13 protein-coding genes are annotated in these 17,683 nt (G+C 45.4%); 10 read left to right on the forward strand and 3 right to left on the reverse strand.

The features are described from left to right. Positions 1-56 precede the first annotated feature (56 nt). The 3 genes from ACYCSE_RS20730 (at position 57) to ACYCSE_RS20740 (ending at position 3,267) form a co-directional block, all read left to right on the forward strand. Positions 57-1,451, forward strand: coding sequence for an MATE family efflux transporter (locus ACYCSE_RS20730; RefSeq protein WP_069291764.1), 1,395 nt, complete (start codon positions 57-59; stop codon positions 1,449-1,451). Between the two features lie 194 nt (positions 1,452-1,645). After that, on the forward strand, positions 1,646-2,626 hold the full coding sequence (locus ACYCSE_RS20735; RefSeq protein ID WP_025723662.1) for a S8 family peptidase: 981 nt from the start codon (positions 1,646-1,648) through the stop codon (positions 2,624-2,626). 155 nt (positions 2,627-2,781) lie between these two features. Beyond that, entirely contained in the window at positions 2,782-3,267 is a 486-nt protein-coding gene (locus ACYCSE_RS20740; protein ID WP_061830331.1) for a tetratricopeptide repeat protein, read from the forward strand. Between the two features lie 156 nt (positions 3,268-3,423). Here the strand turns inward: ACYCSE_RS20740 and budA are convergent, their stop codons facing one another. Both budA and alsS read right to left on the reverse strand, forming a co-directional pair. Continuing rightward, entirely contained in the window at positions 3,424-4,170 is a 747-nt protein-coding gene (gene budA / locus ACYCSE_RS20745) for an acetolactate decarboxylase (protein WP_025722973.1), read from the reverse strand. Between the two features lie 162 nt (positions 4,171-4,332). Further along, complete coding sequence (gene alsS / locus ACYCSE_RS20750; protein ID WP_172828313.1) at positions 4,333-6,036, reverse strand: acetolactate synthase AlsS; 1,704 nt, start codon at positions 6,034-6,036, stop codon at positions 4,333-4,335. A 518-nt stretch (positions 6,037-6,554) separates the two neighbouring features. Here alsS and uxaC point away from each other — a divergent pair. From uxaC to ACYCSE_RS20765, 3 genes are all read left to right on the forward strand, one after another. Further along, positions 6,555-7,979, forward strand: coding sequence for a glucuronate isomerase (uxaC, locus tag ACYCSE_RS20755; RefSeq protein ID WP_061830332.1), 1,425 nt, complete (start codon positions 6,555-6,557; stop codon positions 7,977-7,979). Positions 7,980-8,249: 270 nt separating this feature from the next. After that, entirely contained in the window at positions 8,250-9,650 is a 1,401-nt protein-coding gene (locus tag ACYCSE_RS20760) for an MFS transporter (protein WP_459699649.1), read from the forward strand. 87 nt (positions 9,651-9,737) lie between these two features. After that, on the forward strand, positions 9,738-10,742 hold the full coding sequence (locus tag ACYCSE_RS20765) for a LacI family DNA-binding transcriptional regulator (RefSeq protein ID WP_069079639.1): 1,005 nt from the start codon (positions 9,738-9,740) through the stop codon (positions 10,740-10,742). Positions 10,743-10,841: 99 nt separating this feature from the next. Here the strand turns inward: ACYCSE_RS20765 and poxB are convergent, their stop codons facing one another. Then, a complete protein-coding gene (gene poxB / locus ACYCSE_RS20770; protein WP_069291767.1) occupies positions 10,842-12,566 on the reverse strand; it encodes a ubiquinone-dependent pyruvate dehydrogenase in 1,725 nt (574 codons plus the stop codon). Positions 12,567-12,880: 314 nt separating this feature from the next. On the opposite strand from poxB, the gene ACYCSE_RS20775 reads away from it, so the two are divergent. The 4 genes from ACYCSE_RS20775 (at position 12,881) to ACYCSE_RS20790 (ending at position 17,504) form a co-directional block, all read left to right on the forward strand. Continuing rightward, positions 12,881-14,374 carry a tagaturonate reductase gene (locus ACYCSE_RS20775; protein ID WP_459699652.1) on the forward strand — a complete coding sequence of 498 codons (1,494 nt, stop codon included), beginning with the start codon at positions 12,881-12,883 and terminating at the stop codon, positions 14,372-14,374. A gap of 17 nt (positions 14,375-14,391) precedes the next feature. Further along, entirely contained in the window at positions 14,392-15,891 is a 1,500-nt protein-coding gene (locus tag ACYCSE_RS20780) for a UxaA family hydrolase (protein WP_459699654.1), read from the forward strand. Positions 15,892-16,018: 127 nt separating this feature from the next. After that, entirely contained in the window at positions 16,019-16,465 is a 447-nt protein-coding gene (locus ACYCSE_RS20785) for an acetyltransferase (protein WP_061830338.1), read from the forward strand. A gap of 181 nt (positions 16,466-16,646) precedes the next feature. Then, positions 16,647-17,504, forward strand: coding sequence for a DNA-binding protein (locus tag ACYCSE_RS20790; RefSeq protein WP_254325771.1), 858 nt, complete (start codon positions 16,647-16,649; stop codon positions 17,502-17,504). Positions 17,505-17,683: the final 179 nt, after the last annotated feature.

The raw sequence follows: 17,683 nt of genomic DNA on the forward strand, positions 1-17,683 counted from the left end.
ATTGACGTGTAGGTATTAAGTAATAATTGGGTCGCATTTAGGAGGAATACGGAAGGATGTCACTTTCTCAGGAAAACGGTTCCAAGCAAGCACAAGTCGTTAAAACGATGACGGTTTTTGCAATCACTTGGCCGATCTTTATAGAGATGTTGTTTCACATTTTGATGGGTAGCGTGGATACGTTCATGCTAAGCCATGTTTCTGATGAGGTTGTATCGGCTGTGGGTGTGTCAAGACAGTTGATTGAATTTACGATTATACTTTTCAATCTGCTTGGTCTTGGTGTAGGTGTGATCATTGCTCAGCTATTGGGGGCGCAAAAGCATGTGGATGCAAGCCGTGTTACGGCTTCGGCACTAACCTTTAATCTGGTGTTTGGTCTGGCGCTGAGCTTGATGTTTATTGTGAGCCGGGATTTTTTACTATCCTTTTACCATATTACCCCGACGATTAAGGAAAATGCAGAGATTTATATGATGCTGGCAGGGGGTTCGCTGTTTCTGGAAGCGCTTATGCTAACCGCAGGTCCGGTTATTCGATCGCATGGTTTTACTAAAGATACGATGATCGTGGGCATTGGTATGAATATATTGCATATTGTGGGGAATGCGCTACTCATTTATGGCTGGTTTGGTCTGCCGCAGATGGGAGTGGCGGGTGCAGCGATTTCAACGGTTATTAGCCGTGCTGTAGCATGTGTCTGGATTTTTCTACTTCTGTACAAGCGTGTGAGTGCGCCGATTCGCATCCGGTATTATGTACAGCTTCAATGGAGTAAGCTGGTAGCAATCCTGAAGATTGGTATTCCTGCCGGGCTGGAATGGTTGTCTTATCAACTTAGCCAAATGATGGTGACCCGGTTTGTCAGCTTTATGGGTACAACAGCGATCGCAACCCATTTTTATACGAATACAATTGTGTACTTTTTTATGGTATTTGGAATGGCTGTAGGTGAGGGGACGGAAATTATTGTTGCCCGCCTGATTGGAGCAGGAGACAAGGAAAAAGCCTATCATCAACTTTTACGGAGCCTAAAATGGTCTTTGGTCATTACGATTGCTGTGATCGTGGTAGTATCCTTTTTCCGATATGAAGTGATGGCGATCTTTACAGATGAGCCGGCGATCATTCAATTAGGGGCAGCGATTTTGCTGTTCTGTATACTGCTGGAGCCGGGCCGTGTGTTTAATCATGTTGTCATTAACTCCTTGAGAGCAGCGGGAGATGTTCAGTTCCCGTTAATGATGGCCATTATTTCAATGTGGGGGATTAAAATCCCGCTAGCATATGTGCTGGGTATTCATATGGGATATGGTGTGCTGGGTGTGTGGATTGCACATGCCTGCGATGAGTGGGTACGAGGCATTTTCCACTATTTACGCTGGAAGGGTCGGAAATGGCAGCACAAATCGCTGTTATCTAAGGCTGAACTTCAGGCGGAATCAGTCTAAGGCTGAAAGAGATTCTACAACAGACATTCTCCAAGCAAATTGGGGGATGTCTGTTTTTTTACAAAAATAAGCAAAATGGGGATGTTCAAACTTTTCAAAAATTGCTAGAATATAGTAACCTCGAACGTAGTAGAGGTTTTCAAAGTTTTCAAAGACGGATGGTTTCCGATTGAATCCATGAAGGAGGGAATAGGATGGAACGTAAAGTGCATATCATTCCTTACCAAGTGATCAAGCAGGAGCAACAAGTGAATGAAATACCGCGAGGTGTAGAGCTGATTCAGGCTCCTGCGGTATGGAACCAGACTCGAGGCCGAGGCGTGAAGGTGGCGGTGCTGGACACGGGCTGTGATTCGGACCATCCAGATTTGAAGGCGCGTATTATTGGCGGCCGGAATTTTACGGATGATGATCAAGGTGATCCGGAAATTTTCAAGGATTACAACGGTCATGGTACGCATGTGGCGGGTACTATTGCGGCAGCAGAAAATGCGGATGGTGTCGTGGGTGTTGCTCCAGAGGCAGACCTGCTCATCATCAAAGTGCTAAACAAGCAGGGCTCCGGTCAATATGACTGGATTATTCAAGGCATCTATTATGCGATTGAGCAAAAGGCAGATATCATATCGATGTCACTTGGCGGTCCTGAGGATGTGCCAGAGCTTCATGAAGCAGTAAAAAAGGCTGTAGCTAGCCAAATCTTAGTCATCTGTGCAGCTGGAAATGAGGGAGACGGTGACGACAGAACGGACGAGCTCGGCTACCCCGGCTGCTATAATGAAGTGATTAGCGTAGGTGCTATCAACTTTGATAGGCATGCCTCAGAATTCAGTAATTCAAATAATGAGGTGGATTTGGTTGCACCGGGAGAAGATATTTTGTCCACCGTACCGGGCGGCAAATATGCGACCTTTAGCGGAACTTCGATGGCTACTCCGCACGTAGCAGGTGCATTGGCGTTGATTAAGCAGCTGGCGAATGCGAGCTTTGAGCGTGATCTTACAGAACCGGAATTATACGCACAACTCATCAAACGCACGATTCCACTCGGTAATTCTCCTAAGCTGGAGGGCAACGGTCTACTGTACTTGACGGCAGTGGAGGAGCTCTCCCGCATTTTCGACGCACAACGTGTAGCTGGAATACTAACTACAGGATCATTGAAGGTTAAATAAACCGTAACTTCAACTTCGGATATATAGCGGCTCTCCTAAAGGGAGGGTCGTTTTTTTGGATTTCAAATCTTAGGAAAAACTCCATTTACATTGCATTCAAATGTCGGGTAACATATAACTCAAAGATAGGCATGAGTCAGAAGTGGAGGATGAATATGAACGATATCATGGCGCAAGCTGACGAGCTTAGACGAACAGGGCAAGCAGAGAAAGCACGTAAGCTTCTTTTAAAGGCATTAGAACAGCAGCAAAATGATGCAGAATTGTGGTATCAGACAGCTTGGACACATGATTCATTGGGCTTAGAGAGGGAAGCGGTTGCCTATTATGAAAAAAGCCTAGGTATGGCGTTATCCGCAGAATCAAGGAAAGGAGCCATCCTGGGATTAAGCAGTACATATCGTGTATTGGGAGATTACGCTAAGGCGAAAGCGTGGTTGGACACAGGAATGAACGAATTTCCGGATTACAGACCGTTTCGGGTATTTTACGCGATGGTGTTATACAATCTGGGGGAATACGGGAAAGCCATGCAGGAGCTGCTAATGGAGGTGGCTGAGACGACCTCGGATTTATCTACACAGGAGTACTCACGTGCTATTCAATATTATGCAGATAAACTGGATCAGATCGAGGCATAGGTGAACCGGAGTGAGAGCATAAGCAGTAACGTATATATATGCTCGTACATAAAAAGATCACAGTCAGAGAGCAGTAATTCTCTTCCCTGACTGTGATCTTTTGCTGTTTATTGTTTAGCTATAGGGTCCGTAACTTGATGAGTTATATAACTGTGATTATTGCGCACCTTCAGTAACGGCAATTTCTTTCTCCAGGTTTTCTCTGGACAGGTTGGCCTTCAAGTAATCCGGCGTATCGGGCAGGACCAGGTGCAGATTGGATTTTTGACAAATGCGGATGGTACACTTTTCGACGATAAAATCAAAGACATGCCCGCCTCCGGTGCGTTCATCGTTAATAAAATGCAGATGAAATCCGGCTACCCCAATACCTTGAGCATAGGCAGGTGTCCAAAAACCTGTAATCACGCCGGAAGCCTCATTAAAAGTGAAGGTAGGCTGTGACTTGGTCGCTTCGATAAAAGGTTTGTATGGTTTAACTTGGTGAGGCACGGTCCGTGTCTTTACTTCATGAAAAGTGCCATCCATACGGAAGGCATAGAACAGATTACGGCTTGGAAACAACGTTAACAGCAGAGCTTCCAGCTCTTCACGATGCATAGGGCGGTCAATAGTATATGTGAAATCTTCCTGGAAAAAGGTGACGGTGGAAAAAGGTGTAGTTTCTTCCGGTTTTACGCGATGGGCCGTACCGTCTGGAAGCAAGTGATAAAATTCACCATCGAACGCGATCATCTCGCCATTCAGTTGATCAAAGGTACCAATTCCGAAATCCCCGTGCTTTTGCAACTCCTCAAAGGCAACAACTCCGTCATAAAGACCATCTAATAGAGCAAGCATAGTGGATGTTTGGTAAATATCATGATCAGCTTCTTGCTTGGTTTCCAATTGCGCAACGGTCATGGCAATACACTTCCTTTTATAATTGTATGCATTTATTTTCTTTCTTTTTCAATAATAAACGTAAAATTTCAGTAAATAACATGAATAACTCAAAAAAATCATAAAAAAAACGTTATACTCCATAATTGTCATAAAGCCGTCACGAGTGAGGCATGGTTAAGGTTAGTTTAATTGGTTAGGCAGCAGTTTACGTCCCAACTGGATGTTATCCTGATAATCAATCGGAATATCGACGACCACAGGACCATCGGTATGAAGTGCCTGCTGCAATACACTTTCTAGTTCTTCAGGAGAGTGCACGCGTAATCCAGTGGCGCCGAAGCTTTCAGCATATTTCACTACATCAACATCTCCAAATTTTACACCAGACGTTCTTCCGTATTTAATCTGTTGTTGAAAAGCGACCATGTCATAGGAACCATCTCTCCATACGATATGCACCAACGGTGAGTTAAGACGTACGGCGGTTTCGAGCTCCATGGACGAAAAAAGAAATCCTCCGTCTCCAGAAATAGAAACGACTTTGTGACCGGGATTGACGAGTGTGGCAGCAATCCCCCAAGGCAGCGCTACGCCTAGCGTCTGCATTCCGTTGCTGAATAGAAGGCGCCGCGGTTCATACGAACGGAAATATCGTGCCATCCAAATATAGTGTGAACCGACATCACAGGTGACTGTGACGTTATCATCAATCAGGCTCCGCAGTGTACGAATAAATTGCAATGGATGAATCAGAAAATCATGCTTGTGTGCGGGAACAGCCGCTTGCTCGTTTAGATCATGGCGCAGACGATTCAATTGGTCGCAAGAGGATTTAGGTAGCTTTAAGGTAGGTAATTCTTCTGCAAGGCTACCCACAATCAGGGCTATATTTCCGATTAGCTCGTAATCAGGTTGATAATCATGATCAATATCGGCTTGATGGTCATCCAGATGAATGAGTGTTCGGTTTGCCGGAATGTTCCAGTTTTTTGGATCGTATTCGATAGGATCATAGCCAATCGTCAGTACCAAATCTGCGGCTCCAAGAAGCATATCACCCGGTTGATTGTGGAACAGACCCACTCTTCCAAAATAGTGGTCTTCTAGTTCACGGGAGATGGCTCCAGCGGCCTGGAAGGTTTCGACAACAGGCAGATCTGTATCTCGGATGAGAGCACGGATAGCTGCGGTGGCTTCAGGCGTGCTGGCTTTCATGCCGAGAAGAAGTACGGGCAGCTTGGCTTTTTTGATTTGCTCTGCGACTTGTTTGATGAGTCCGGCGGGTGCGGTTCCGAGTTGGGGAAGAGAAACCTTCTCAATGACTGTTACTTCAGATGACGAAGTCAACACGTCCTGCGGCAGGCTGACGAATGTGGCTCCAGGCTGGGCTGAGGTCGCAATTCGAAATGCATTAGCAATTGCTTCCGGTACATTATCAGGATGTTCTACTTCTACACTGTATTTGGTGATGGGTTCGAATAGTCCGGCGTTATCCATAGATTGGTGCGTGCGTTTCAAGCGTTCGGATCTTGGGACTGCACCCGCAATGGCGACGACAGGATCACTTTCTGCATTAGCGGTGACAAGTCCTGTCGCCAAGTTAGATGCGCCTGGACCTGAGGTAACAATGCATACGCCCGGTTTACCGGTTAATCGACCGACTGCCGCTGCCATAAAGGCGGCATTTTGTTCATGACGACATACGATCAATTCGGGCCCCCGATCTTGAAGAACATCAAACACAGAATCGATCTTGGCACCTGGAATGCCAAAAATATGGGTAACCCCTTGCTTGATCAAGCAATCGACAACAAGGTCGGCTCCTTTTGTATCGGATATAGTTTTAGTTTGAACAGCTTGCACTTTTGTACTCAATGCTACCACCTCTTCTTCTTCTCTGTGAAATAACTAATGAAATACTTTTAATGTAAATCAATGGATGTATATTGCAATTATAATACAATAACTGGTATTTTCAAGAAAGAAATTTTCAGAAAAAAAGAGAAAAATATATAAAACGTTTTCAAAGTTTGATCTATCAAGGAAAATTAAAATTGTGGAATTTTCTTGTGGTGTCGGTCATCGAGAAGGTATAGAACAGATCTGTCCCAAATGTAGGCAGATCATTTTTATCCGCTCACATGATAAAAATCACTTTCCTCTACAAAGGATAGCGGTTACAATGTAATTGTTGTTAACGTAAACATTAAATTTAAGGTGAAGCAAACCAGTATGACATGATGTACAGGTATCATATTATAGTTGTATTGTCCTGTACAAATCATATGGATTTCCTACTGCTATGGGGAATGTAATTGTTAAAAGGCAAGTAGTATCTCGAACATTTTTGTTAACGTTAACAAATTGTTAGGAAACACGATTACAGAAGGGATGAGAAAGTAATGACCAAAACGTTTTTAGACGAAAACTTTTTGTTGAGCAATCCAACGGCTGAAACCTTATATCATCAGTATGCCAAGGATATGCCGATTATTGACTATCATTGCCATTTAAGTCCACAAGAAATTTATGAAAATAAAAAGTTCAAGAATATTACGGAAGCCTGGTTGTACGGAGATCATTACAAGTGGAGACTTATGCGGGCCAATGGGGTCGAGGAGCGTTTGATCACGGGTGATGGTGAAGATTATGACAAGTTTTTGGCTTGGGCCAAAACCGTACCTACACTAATCGGCAATCCGCTGTACCATTGGACGCATTTGGAGCTTCAACGCTTTTTTGGTGTCTATGAGCTGCTGAATGAACAGAGCGCACCTGTAATCTGGGAAAAGGTAAACCAAAAGCTGCAGGGAAAGGGCTTTGGCGCACGTGATCTGATTGTGAACTCGAAGGTAACTGTGGTGTGCACCACGGATGATCCGACGGACCATCTCGAATACCACAAACAAATCAGCAAGCTGAACGATTTCCCAGTGGCAGTGCTGCCAAGCTTCCGCCCCGACAAAGCTTTGGAAATTAATCGCGAAACTTTCCAGCCTTGGGTGGCTCGGTTGGGTGAAGTCAGCGGACTGGATGTTTCTGGCCTGGAAGGGTTTTTGAATGCGCTGGCAAGCCGGGTGCGCCATTTCCATGCTGCCGGAGGTCGGGTATCTGATCATGCGCTCGATACTGTTGTCTATGAAGAAACGACACTGGAGGAAGCAGCAGCCATATTCAGCAAGGGGCTGGAGGAAGGCCATGTGACTCCTTTAGAAGAGGCCAAATATAAATCGTACGTTCTAGTTTTCCTTGGCAAACAGTATGCAGAACATGGCTGGGCTATGCAATACCACATTCACGCGCTGCGTAACAACAACACGGCTATGTTCCGTCATTTGGGACCGGATACAGGTTACGATGCCGTAAATGATGGCTCGATCGCTCGTCCATTGGCGGCATTGCTGGACGCACAGGAGACGGCAGGAGGATTACCGAGAACGATTTTGTATTCGCTTAATTCGGTTGATTATCCAGTACTGGCAAGTCTCGCGGGCTGCTTCCAATCCGGTGGAACTGTAGGGAAAATCCAGTTCGGCACGGCATGGTGGTATAACGACCACATCGAAGGTATGCAGGAGCAGATGAAGTTGCTGGCTAACTACGGGGTGCTGTCCCGGTTTATTGGTATGCTGACGGATTCCCGCAGCTTCCTGTCCTACACACGCCATGAATATTTCCGCCGTATACTGTGTGACTTAATTGGAACGTGGGTTCAGGAGGGTAAGGCGCCTGCGGATTTGGAACTGCTCGGAGCAATGGTACAAAATATTTGCTACAATAACGCCGAGCAATATTTTAATTTCCCAACGGTTGTTCATAGTAAGTGAAGTTATTGCCTAGGTGAGAACTCACTAACTTCATAAAAAGAGCTCTTGCCAGGAGCTTGTTTCAAACTCCCGGTAAGAGCAATTGAAAACAAAATAGTTATCAACTGAGGATTTTGCAAAAATCCCATAAGCGACTTCCAATGAACAAGATATAGATCGAAATGGTTTAGTTCGTCTGTATCTTGCACTTCGGAGCGACTGGAATCGAATTTTGCAAAATCCTGAACTAATTATGTGAAAATAATTACAAACATAGAGGAGTGTGTAGGTATGGGAGTGCCTATCGTGCAGGAGAGCGTCCAAACTGACAACAAGACAGGCGAGCATATTAGCCTGAAAGAAAAGATTTCGTATGGTATGGGTGACTTTGGAAACGGATTCATGTTTGATTTGGGGCAGTTGTATTTGCTGAAATTTTTTACCGATGTAGCAGGGGTTTCTGCAGGAGCCGCCGCAGGCATTTTCCTGGTCAGCAAGCTATTTGCCGCCGTCTGTGATCCCATTGTCGGGTCCTTTGTTGATTATCGCAAACATATCGGTACACGTGGAAAATTTAGACCTTTTCTTATCGTTGGAAGTGTTATCCTTGCAATTCTTACGATTCTTACCTTTATTTCGCCGAATATTTCGCCTACTGGAAAACTCATTTACGCTTACGCGTCCTATATGATCTGGGGAATTGGCTACTCTATTGTAAACATTCCATACGGCTCGTTGGGTGCCGCTATTACGCAGGATACTCATCAGCGTGCCTCATTGTCATCTTTCCGTCAGGCGGGATCTCTGGGCGCATTATTCGTCACCAGTGTCGTTGTCATGCCGCTAATTTTACTGTTTCCTAACCACCATGTTGGCTATCCGGTTGTGATGGGAATTATGTCACTCATTGGTGTGATCGCTTTCATCATATGTTACCGAGGAACGAAAGAACGTATTATTAGCCAGTCCGGGCCAAAAGAGAAGCTATCTATAGGCGTTATCGTGCATACCTTTACGAATAACAAGCCTTTGCTGGTACTCGTTTTGATGACGATTTTCACCATATCCGCGTACAATATCAAGTCCGCACTGCTGATCTATTTTGCCGAATATAACTTGGGGCATGTAGAATTAATGGCTTATATGAATTTTATTATTATCGGTTCGTCGCTACTGGGTGTGTTGTTCCTGCCCAAGCTGGTACGGCGCTTCGGTAAACGAAAAACAGCCATACTAGGGATGATGGTTAGTGTCATTGCCGACTCCATTAACTTTTTTATGCCTTCCAATGTATATATTTTTACAATCCTGGCCAGTATTTCGTTCATTGGTATTAGTATTCCTAACGGGGTTACCTGGGCATTCGTGTCCGATATCATTGACTATGGCGAATGGTCATCCGGGGAGCGTAAGGAAGGGATTACTTACTCGTTATTTAACTTTTCACGTAAGTTGGCTCAATCCTTGTCTGGCTTTCTATCGGGTATTGGACTAGCGCTCATCGGGTATGTTCCGAATGTGGTTCAGTCCTCTGGAACGCTGCTTGGGATCAAGGCATTGCTTTGTCTCTATCCGGCTGTTGCCCTGGCTTTGGCCATGCTGGTCATCGGTAAAATGTACAAGCTGACTGACAGCAGACATGCAGAAATGGTTCAAGAGTTACAACGTCGACATGCGGATAACCGCGTATAATTTGTGAAAGTCTTCTTTTCCGGGCGGCTCCTGTGGTATGGTGGGTATATAATTTTTTTAGAGCCTCACTAAGGAAAGGATACGTATATGGCAGCTACCATTAAAGACATTGCCAAATTGGCTAATGTTTCCCATACAACCGTCTCCCGGGCGCTCAATAACAGCCCGCTGATTAAAGAAGATACGAAACGCAAAATTATGGAGTTGGCAGAGCAACTCAATTACATTCCAAATTTTAATGCCAAAAGCCTGGTTCTCCAGCGCTCGCATACGATTGGCCTGTTTTTCACCAGTATTTCAGAAGGCACCAGCTCCAGTTTTTTTGCGGATACCATCCGTGGAGTTAATCATGTCATCGGGGTGGATTACAATCTGTTTGTGCGAGGGATTGACGATTACGCCGATTTTTCGGCCATTCACCGCAAGCGTTTTGATGGTATCATTCTGATGAGCCAGAGCGAGGCGGACAACCCTTTTATTTATCATGTGCTCGGTCAAGGCATTCCGCTTGTTGTACTGAATCGGCAGGTATCCGGGGCGGGGATTGTAAATGTGATTTCAAATGATAAGGAAGGGTCCTATGAAGCGGTCTCCTTTCTCGTTGAAAGTGGGCATGAACGTATTGCGATCATTGAAGGGGTAGAAGGCTTCAAGTCTACCCAGCAACGCCGCGAGGGTTTTATGAATGCGTTAATTGATAGTGGTAAGCCGATTCGACATGAATATATCGTGCAAGGCCATTATGATACTGAAAGCGGAAGCCAGGCAATGAAGCAACTGCTTTCCTTGCAGGAGCCGCCGACAGCGGTATTTTGCTCTAACGATGATATGGCTATTGGGGCAATGAATGCGGTATTCGAAAATGGCTTGAAGGTACCAGAGGATATCTCTGTCATTGGTTTTGACGATATCGGGTTCTCAATGTATACGACTCCACCGTTAACAACGGTCAAAAGACCGATTGAGCAGATAAGTGAGCGCGGAGCCGCCTGCATTTTGGAACGAATTCAGTCACCGTCCAATGAGGGTGAGCTTATATTTATGGAGACCGCGCTCATGAAGCGGAAATCAACGGCAGGCAGACCACGCTGAGTCTCGTTTAACTAACAGGCAGGCCAAAGGGGCAGAAACCATGCTAGATGTATGGTTTCTGCCCCTTTTAGGTTAAAATGTGCTCCGCTTCGTCTGTATTTAACGAAAGAGATTGGTTTTAGCTAGTTCTACAATCTCGTCACCGCGTCCGTTCAGCATCGCTTTCATCATCCACAGTGTAAATCCTTCTGCTTGTTTAAGATTAATTTTGGGTGGCATGGATAGCTCTTGACGGTTCACCACCACGTCTACCACAACAGGGCCATCATGAGCCAATGCTTGCTGAATGGCATCCTCCAGCATTGTCGGATCTTCAACCCGGATGCCCTTGAGTCCCATGGCTTGCGCTACAGCACCAAAATCAGGATTCACCAGTTCCGTGCCGTTTTCCAGGAATCCGGCCGCTTTCATTTCCAGCTCGACAAAACCGAGAGCGCCATTATTGAAAACAATGACTTTAATAGGCAGCTGATGCTGCTTCAGGGTGAGCAGGTCGCCCATCAGCATCGTGAGTCCGCCATCGCCTGAAAGGGCAATCACTTGTCGGTCAGGCTCAGTGGCCTGCGCTCCAATCGCCTGCGGCAAGGCATTTGCCATCGTGCCATGGTTGAACGAGCCGAGAAGCCGACGCTGACCGTTCATCTGCAAATAACGCGCGGCCCATACAGTGGGAGTACCGACATCACAAGTGAAAATAGCATTTTCCTGCGCGGCGTCACTGATGACCTTGGCGAGATATTGCGGATGGATCGGCGTATGACCTGGTTTACCGACGGCAAGGTCATCCAACTCCTGGCGTACCTTGGTATAGTGGGAGACGGTTTTCTCTAGATGCTTGGAATCATGCTCTGACGTTAAATGCGGTAGCAGCATTTCCAATGTGGCTTTTACATCCCCGCATAAACCATACGTCAACGGAGTACGTCTGCCGAGATGGGCTGGCTCTATATCTACCTGTAGGACAATCGCATCTTCAGGGTAAAATTGTCTGTAGGGGAAGTCTGTTCCGAGCATAAGCAGGACGTCACAATCCATCATCGCATGGTACCCGGAAGAATACCCGATCAGTCCGGTCAATCCAGCATAATAAGGGTTGTCATACTCCAGGTATTCCTTGCCTCGCAGAGCGGATACCATGGGGGACTTTAGCTTGTCACATAACTGCATGAGCAAGTCGTGAGATTGTGCACAGCCGGCGCCGCATAGTAACGTAATTCGTTTGCCTTTATTCAAATATTCGGCCAGTCGGGAAATTTCGGAAGCTGACGGATGCACTACAGGTGCAGTGGGATGGTAGACATGTTCAGGCACGGGTACCTTTTCCGCCTCCAAAGCTGCTACATCACCGGGAAGAACAATGACGGAAACACCTGAACGTGAAATTGCCTGTTGAATGGCCATGGTCACCGTTCTGGGAATTTGACGCGGTGTCGTAATCACCTCACAGAAGTGACTGCATTCTCCGAAAAGATGCTCAGGATGCGTAGCTTGAAAATATTCACTTCCAATTTCGTCGCTTGGAATATGAGCGGCAATAGCCAGTACAGGCACCCGATTGCGGTGGCAATCATATAAACCATTAATCAGATGTAAATTTCCGGGACCACTGCTTCCAGCACATACAGCAATGCTGCCACTAAGGTCAGCATCCGCTCCAGCTGCAAAGGCAGCCACTTCTTCGTGCCTTACATGAATCCATTCAATTTGACCGTTGCTGCGAATGGAATCAACCATATTATTTAGTGAATCTCCAACAATGCCATAAATCCGCTTGACCCCTGCATTGACCAAAACTTGTACAATAGTATCTGCAATTGTTTTCATAGATGTTCCTCCTGCCTAGTAAGTAGTGTTATCCCGCCCGTGCTTTCTTGCGTCTATTCTCCTGAAATGTATATAAGAACAAGGTCTCGGGATAGGGTGATAGTTAGCCTTAACCGTCTTAGATCAGGTGCGAAACAACAGAAAAAGGACGATATACTTGCAGATTTTTATATAAACGTATATGTTAACGTGTTCATATTATTGTCATTATTATTTTTTTAAACTAAAAATGTTGATAAAACTATTTTGTTAACGTGTGCATTGTGATAAAATAACGATGAAATCATTATGGTAATTGTGGGAGGTTACTCCGGATGAAACAAGTAGATGAATTAGACCAATTAAACAGAAAAAGCTTTATCGTTACTGAACCACATCCCGAGAGGGTGCTGCAATTCGGGGAAGGGAACTTCCTGCGTGCTTTTGTAGACTGGCAATTTGACAAAATGAATAAGCTGGCAGAATGGAACACGGGAGTTGTGATTGTACAACCGCAGCCAGGAGGCCTCGTGGAGAAGCTTAACGAGCAGGATGGCCTGTATACGGTTATTCTTGAAGGTATTAAGGATGGGAAGGCCATGAAGGAGCATACCGTTGTGGAGTGTGTCACTCGTGGGATTAATCCGTATGGTTCGGACTTTGTGGAGTATGAAGCATTATCCCAGAAGCCGGAGCTGCGTTTTGTCGTGTCGAACACGACGGAAGCGGGAATCGCTTATGCCCAAGAGGATCAGCTAGAAGATCGTCCGCAAAAGAGCTTTCCAGGCAAATTGGCCGCCTTTCTGTACAAGCGCTTTCAATTTTTTGGGGGCGATCAGAGCAAGGGACTGGTGATCATTCCGTGCGAGCTCATCGACCGTAATGGAGACGCTCTCAAGGAAATCGTACTGAAATATGCGGACCAATGGAAGCTTGGGGCTGAGTTTATTGCATGGTTGGAGGAATCGAATACGTTCTGCAACAGTTTGGTCGATCGGATTGTACCTGGCTATCCCAAAGACCGAATCCATGAAATTCAAGCAGAAATGGGTTACAAGGACGATTTGGTTGTTGTGGGCGAACAGTATCATTTATGGGTTATTGAAGGACCACAATGGCTTAAAGAAGAATTACCTGCTCATTTGGCCGGATTGAATGTACTGATTGTCGACGATATGGCACCCTACCGTACACGGAAAGTACGCATTTTGAATGGAGCACATACGGCGCTTACACCTGTAGCTTATTTATATGGCCTGGACACGGTGGGGCAGGCGGTCGAGCATGATATCATGGGAAACTTTATCCAGTCGCTTATTCGAGAAGAAATTATTCCGACGCTGGACTCGTCAGAAGCGGAATTGAATGTATATGCCGACGATGTTATTGAACGATTCCGTAATCCATATGTAAGTCATTATGTTATGAGTATCGCACTAAATTCGGTGTCCAAGTTCAAGACACGGAACTTGCCATCCTTGCTCCAGTATGTGACACAGCGTAAGGCGTTGCCTGCCAAAATTGTATTTTCGCTTGCGTCCCTGATCGTATTTTATCGGGGAGACAGAAATGGTGAGTCGATTGCGTTGGCAGATGAAGCGGAAGTGTTGAGCACGTTTGGTGAACTGTGGAGTCAATATGACGGTACTCTCGCCGGGGCGAAGCAATTGACTGCGCTTGTACTCGGCCAGCAGACATGGTGGGGTCAAGACCTGAACCAGATCGAAGGGCTGGCTGAACAAACGGTACAGCACGTGTATGAAATTACAAGCAGAGGAATGAAGGAGACGCTCGATTCTCTAACCGGGAACAGCGTGCCCAGAGCATAAGCAAGGAGGAGACCGGAATGCTGGAATTCATTCAAATTCATGATCAAGATAACGTGGCTGTCGCCTTGCGTGATTACAAGCAGGGAGAGACACTGGCGTGGGGAGCACAAGAAGAACAACGAGTGGAGCTAGCCGAGGATGTAGCACGTGGGCATAAAATCGCCTTGCAGGATATACCGGAAGGTGAGCATGTTCTGAAATACGGATATCCCATTGGTCATGCCATTCAGCCCATTCAGGCAGGACAGCATGTGCATACGCATAATACGAAGACGAACCTGACAGGCGTGGAGGAGTACACTTATAAGCCTAAGCCAGCTCCTCATTTATATGAACAGGAGAGTCGTACGTTTCAAGGTTTTCGGCGAAAGGACGGTCGTGTGGGGATTCGCAATGAGTTGTGGATTGTGCCGATGGTCGGCTGTGTGAACGGGATCGCTGAACTTATTTTAAACCGTTTCAAGCAGGAAGCGGGAGATATTTCACCTTTTGAAAATGCACTTGTGCTTAAGCATAACTATGGTTGTTCTCAGTTGGGTGACGATCACGCACATACGCGCACGATTTTGATCGATGCTGTGAAACATGCGAACGCAGGTGGCGTACTTGTACTGGGTTTGGGCTGTGAGAACAATGAAATGAAAGAATTTAAGGAAGCCATCGGGGAATATGATTCGGAGCGGGTAAAGTTTTTGCTTTCCCAGGATGTGTCGGATGAAGTAGAGGAAGGGGTAAGGTTGCTTCATGAAATTTTTGCGGCCGTGCAAGAAGATCGACGGGAACCTGTACCTTTGTCTGAGCTGAACATCGGCTTGAAATGCGGTGGATCTGATGGCTTATCGGGTATTACTGCCAACCCATTACTCGGACGATTGTCGGATTATATGGCCGCGCAAGGTGGAACAACGGTATTGACAGAAGTACCTGAAATGTTCGGGGCGGAGACGATTTTAATGGAGCGCGCTGCCGATGAGCAAGTATTTAATAAGATCGTACATCTGATTAACGATTTCAAACAATATTTTCTGGATTACAAGCAGCCAGTATACGAAAATCCGTCGCCGGGCAATAAAGCAGGGGGCATCACGACACTGGAGGATAAATCACTGGGCTGTACGCAAAAATCCGGGTCTTCCACGGTCACTGATGTCATTCAGTACGGGGAACGTCTTAAGACCAAGGGACTCAACCTACTCAGCGCACCGGGCAACGATCTAGTGGCATCTTCAGCTCTCGCCGCGGCGGGCTGCCAGCTCGTTATTTTCACAACCGGACGCGGTACGCCGTTTGGCTCCTTTGTTCCGACGATGAAGGTCTCAACCAACTCGCCGTTGTATAAAGCTAAACCTCATTGGATCGACTATAACGCTGGTTCACTGGTGGAGGATGTCAGTATGGAAGAAGCGCTCCGCAACTTTGTCGATTACATTGTCGATGTAGCCAGCGGAACCTGGGTGAACAATGAGAAAAACAATTTCAGGGAGCTCGCTATTTTTAAAAACGGTGTTACGTTGTAAAAGGCCGTAATGTAAGGGAGGCGGAATTATTCCGCTTCCTTTTTTGTGTTTGTATGCTTCAAAATAGGCATGTTAGACTTACTGCAAAACATGCAATATCGATTTTTAAATGAGGGGGGAAGTACAAGTGCAAAATGAAATTGTTGCTTATCGTGAAGAAAATCATGATCAACTCGTTGATATTTGGCAGCGGGCTGTACGCCGGACGCACACATTTTTGTCGGAAGAGGACATTCAATTTTATCATCATATCGTACGCAATGGTGTTTTAAGAGAACTTGAAGTTTGGATGGAATGGAATACAAGTCAAGAACCAACAGGTTTTATCGGGCTGGACGGATTGAAAATAGAGATGCTGTTTGTTGACCCTGAACGGCATGGGCAGGGCATAGGCAGCCGACTCATCCAGTATGCTGAAAAAATAAAAGGGAAGCATCTCAAAGTGGACGTGAATGAGCAGAACGAGAAAGCGTATGCTTTCTACAGACATTACGGCTTTGTACAAACGGGGCGATCTGCACTGGATGGATCAGGTAGGGCATTTCCTTTGCTTCACATGGAAATGAACAAGTGAACGATCCACTTACATCGGTATTTTAAAAACTGGAATATATTATCATAATGCACTTGTCATATGTTTGAATTTATGATATAACTTAATTACGTAATAAATACGTAATTAAGTTATTTTCAGTTAGGATTTAGATCTTACTTTTGTTTGGTGAATATAAAAGTCGGATAAGGAGGCGGGAACGGTGGATGATCTTGTTCACTCCGACATCACAGATCTAGACACACTTGTTAACATGATTAAGCTGTCTTTTTCATTTGCGGATGGTGCTAATATGATTGCTTTATGCGACCGGCTGTATAGCCATGTCAACCAAAAATATCAGGAATTACAGCTCTACAAAGCGCGCAAGAAACCTATACAACCCATACATACCAAACGGCCGCTAGTCTACTACTACGGCTACAGTCATCTTATGAAAGGCATGGCCTTCCAAAAACAGGGCAAGTATGAGGCCGCTCGCGATTGCATCGAAAAATATGCAGAATTGGGCTGGTTTAATGGTCTCGATCAATATGGGGAAGCAGAGGTCGAATATTACCGCTATGCTGCCAGAGCTAATTTGTATGCCCTTGATATTTTGTCAGGCCATGCCGAAGTGTTGCAGGAATACATGCAATTTCTTCGTAATAATCCGGAAGAGCTGTTACCGGGGCTTCTTTCCATCGTTGAGGGAGCGTCGAGATATGACTATCCTTTAGAGGCTGTGCTTGAATCATTTGCCGAACAAATTGAAGGTTTTAAATATTTTGAAGAGCCCGTGAATGTATCTTATTATTTTCGCTTCTGCTATCAGTTGGCTCTTTATTATATCAAGCAACAACAGTTTACGGTTGCGTTGGGCTATATCCTGCAATCTCTCATGCTGTCCGATACCCTGGGTATGGAACATGAGCATGAGTTTAGGAAATGTACTGCTATATTTGAAATTTTCAGATCCCAAGCTACAGCAACACAGCAAGACCAATATATAACTATTTTAAAAGGAGTGTTAAAGGATGAAAAAATTGATTTTACGCCCTCTGTCGCTCAGTCTGTTTAGCTTGCTAGTGTTTGTTACAAGTCATGACCTCATCACGGTATTCTATCATGGAGCCAATCATTAAGAAGGCAGAAGTAAAGTAGAAAATTAGTTGTTTTAGCAGGTAGGCAGTTCATTTGAAAATATGATGTGGAAGTACACCCAATAGCAAGTAAGCTCATTAAGATCAGGGCTTACTT

This window comes from Paenibacillus sp. SEL1 (genome assembly GCF_054602535.1).

What these genes read in the sequence shown, in the direction of transcription:
- ACYCSE_RS20730 (WP_069291764.1), top strand. Translation starts at nt 57, where the DNA reads ATGTCACTTTCTCAGGAAAACGGTTCCAAGCAAGCACAAGTCGTTAAA.
- ACYCSE_RS20735 (WP_025723662.1), top strand. Translation starts at nt 1,646, where the DNA reads ATGGAACGTAAAGTGCATATCATTCCTTACCAAGTGATCAAGCAGGAG.
- ACYCSE_RS20740 (WP_061830331.1), top strand. Translation starts at nt 2,782, where the DNA reads ATGAACGATATCATGGCGCAAGCTGACGAGCTTAGACGAACAGGGCAA.
- budA (WP_025722973.1), bottom strand. Translation starts at nt 4,170, where the DNA reads ATGACCGTTGCGCAATTGGAAACCAAGCAAGAAGCTGATCATGATATT.
- uxaC (WP_061830332.1), top strand. Translation starts at nt 6,555, where the DNA reads ATGACCAAAACGTTTTTAGACGAAAACTTTTTGTTGAGCAATCCAACG.
- ACYCSE_RS20760 (WP_459699649.1), top strand. Translation starts at nt 8,250, where the DNA reads ATGGGAGTGCCTATCGTGCAGGAGAGCGTCCAAACTGACAACAAGACA.
- ACYCSE_RS20765 (WP_069079639.1), top strand. Translation starts at nt 9,738, where the DNA reads ATGGCAGCTACCATTAAAGACATTGCCAAATTGGCTAATGTTTCCCAT.
- poxB (WP_069291767.1), bottom strand. Translation starts at nt 12,566, where the DNA reads ATGAAAACAATTGCAGATACTATTGTACAAGTTTTGGTCAATGCAGGG.
- ACYCSE_RS20775 (WP_459699652.1), top strand. Translation starts at nt 12,881, where the DNA reads ATGAAACAAGTAGATGAATTAGACCAATTAAACAGAAAAAGCTTTATC.
- ACYCSE_RS20780 (WP_459699654.1), top strand. Translation starts at nt 14,392, where the DNA reads ATGCTGGAATTCATTCAAATTCATGATCAAGATAACGTGGCTGTCGCC.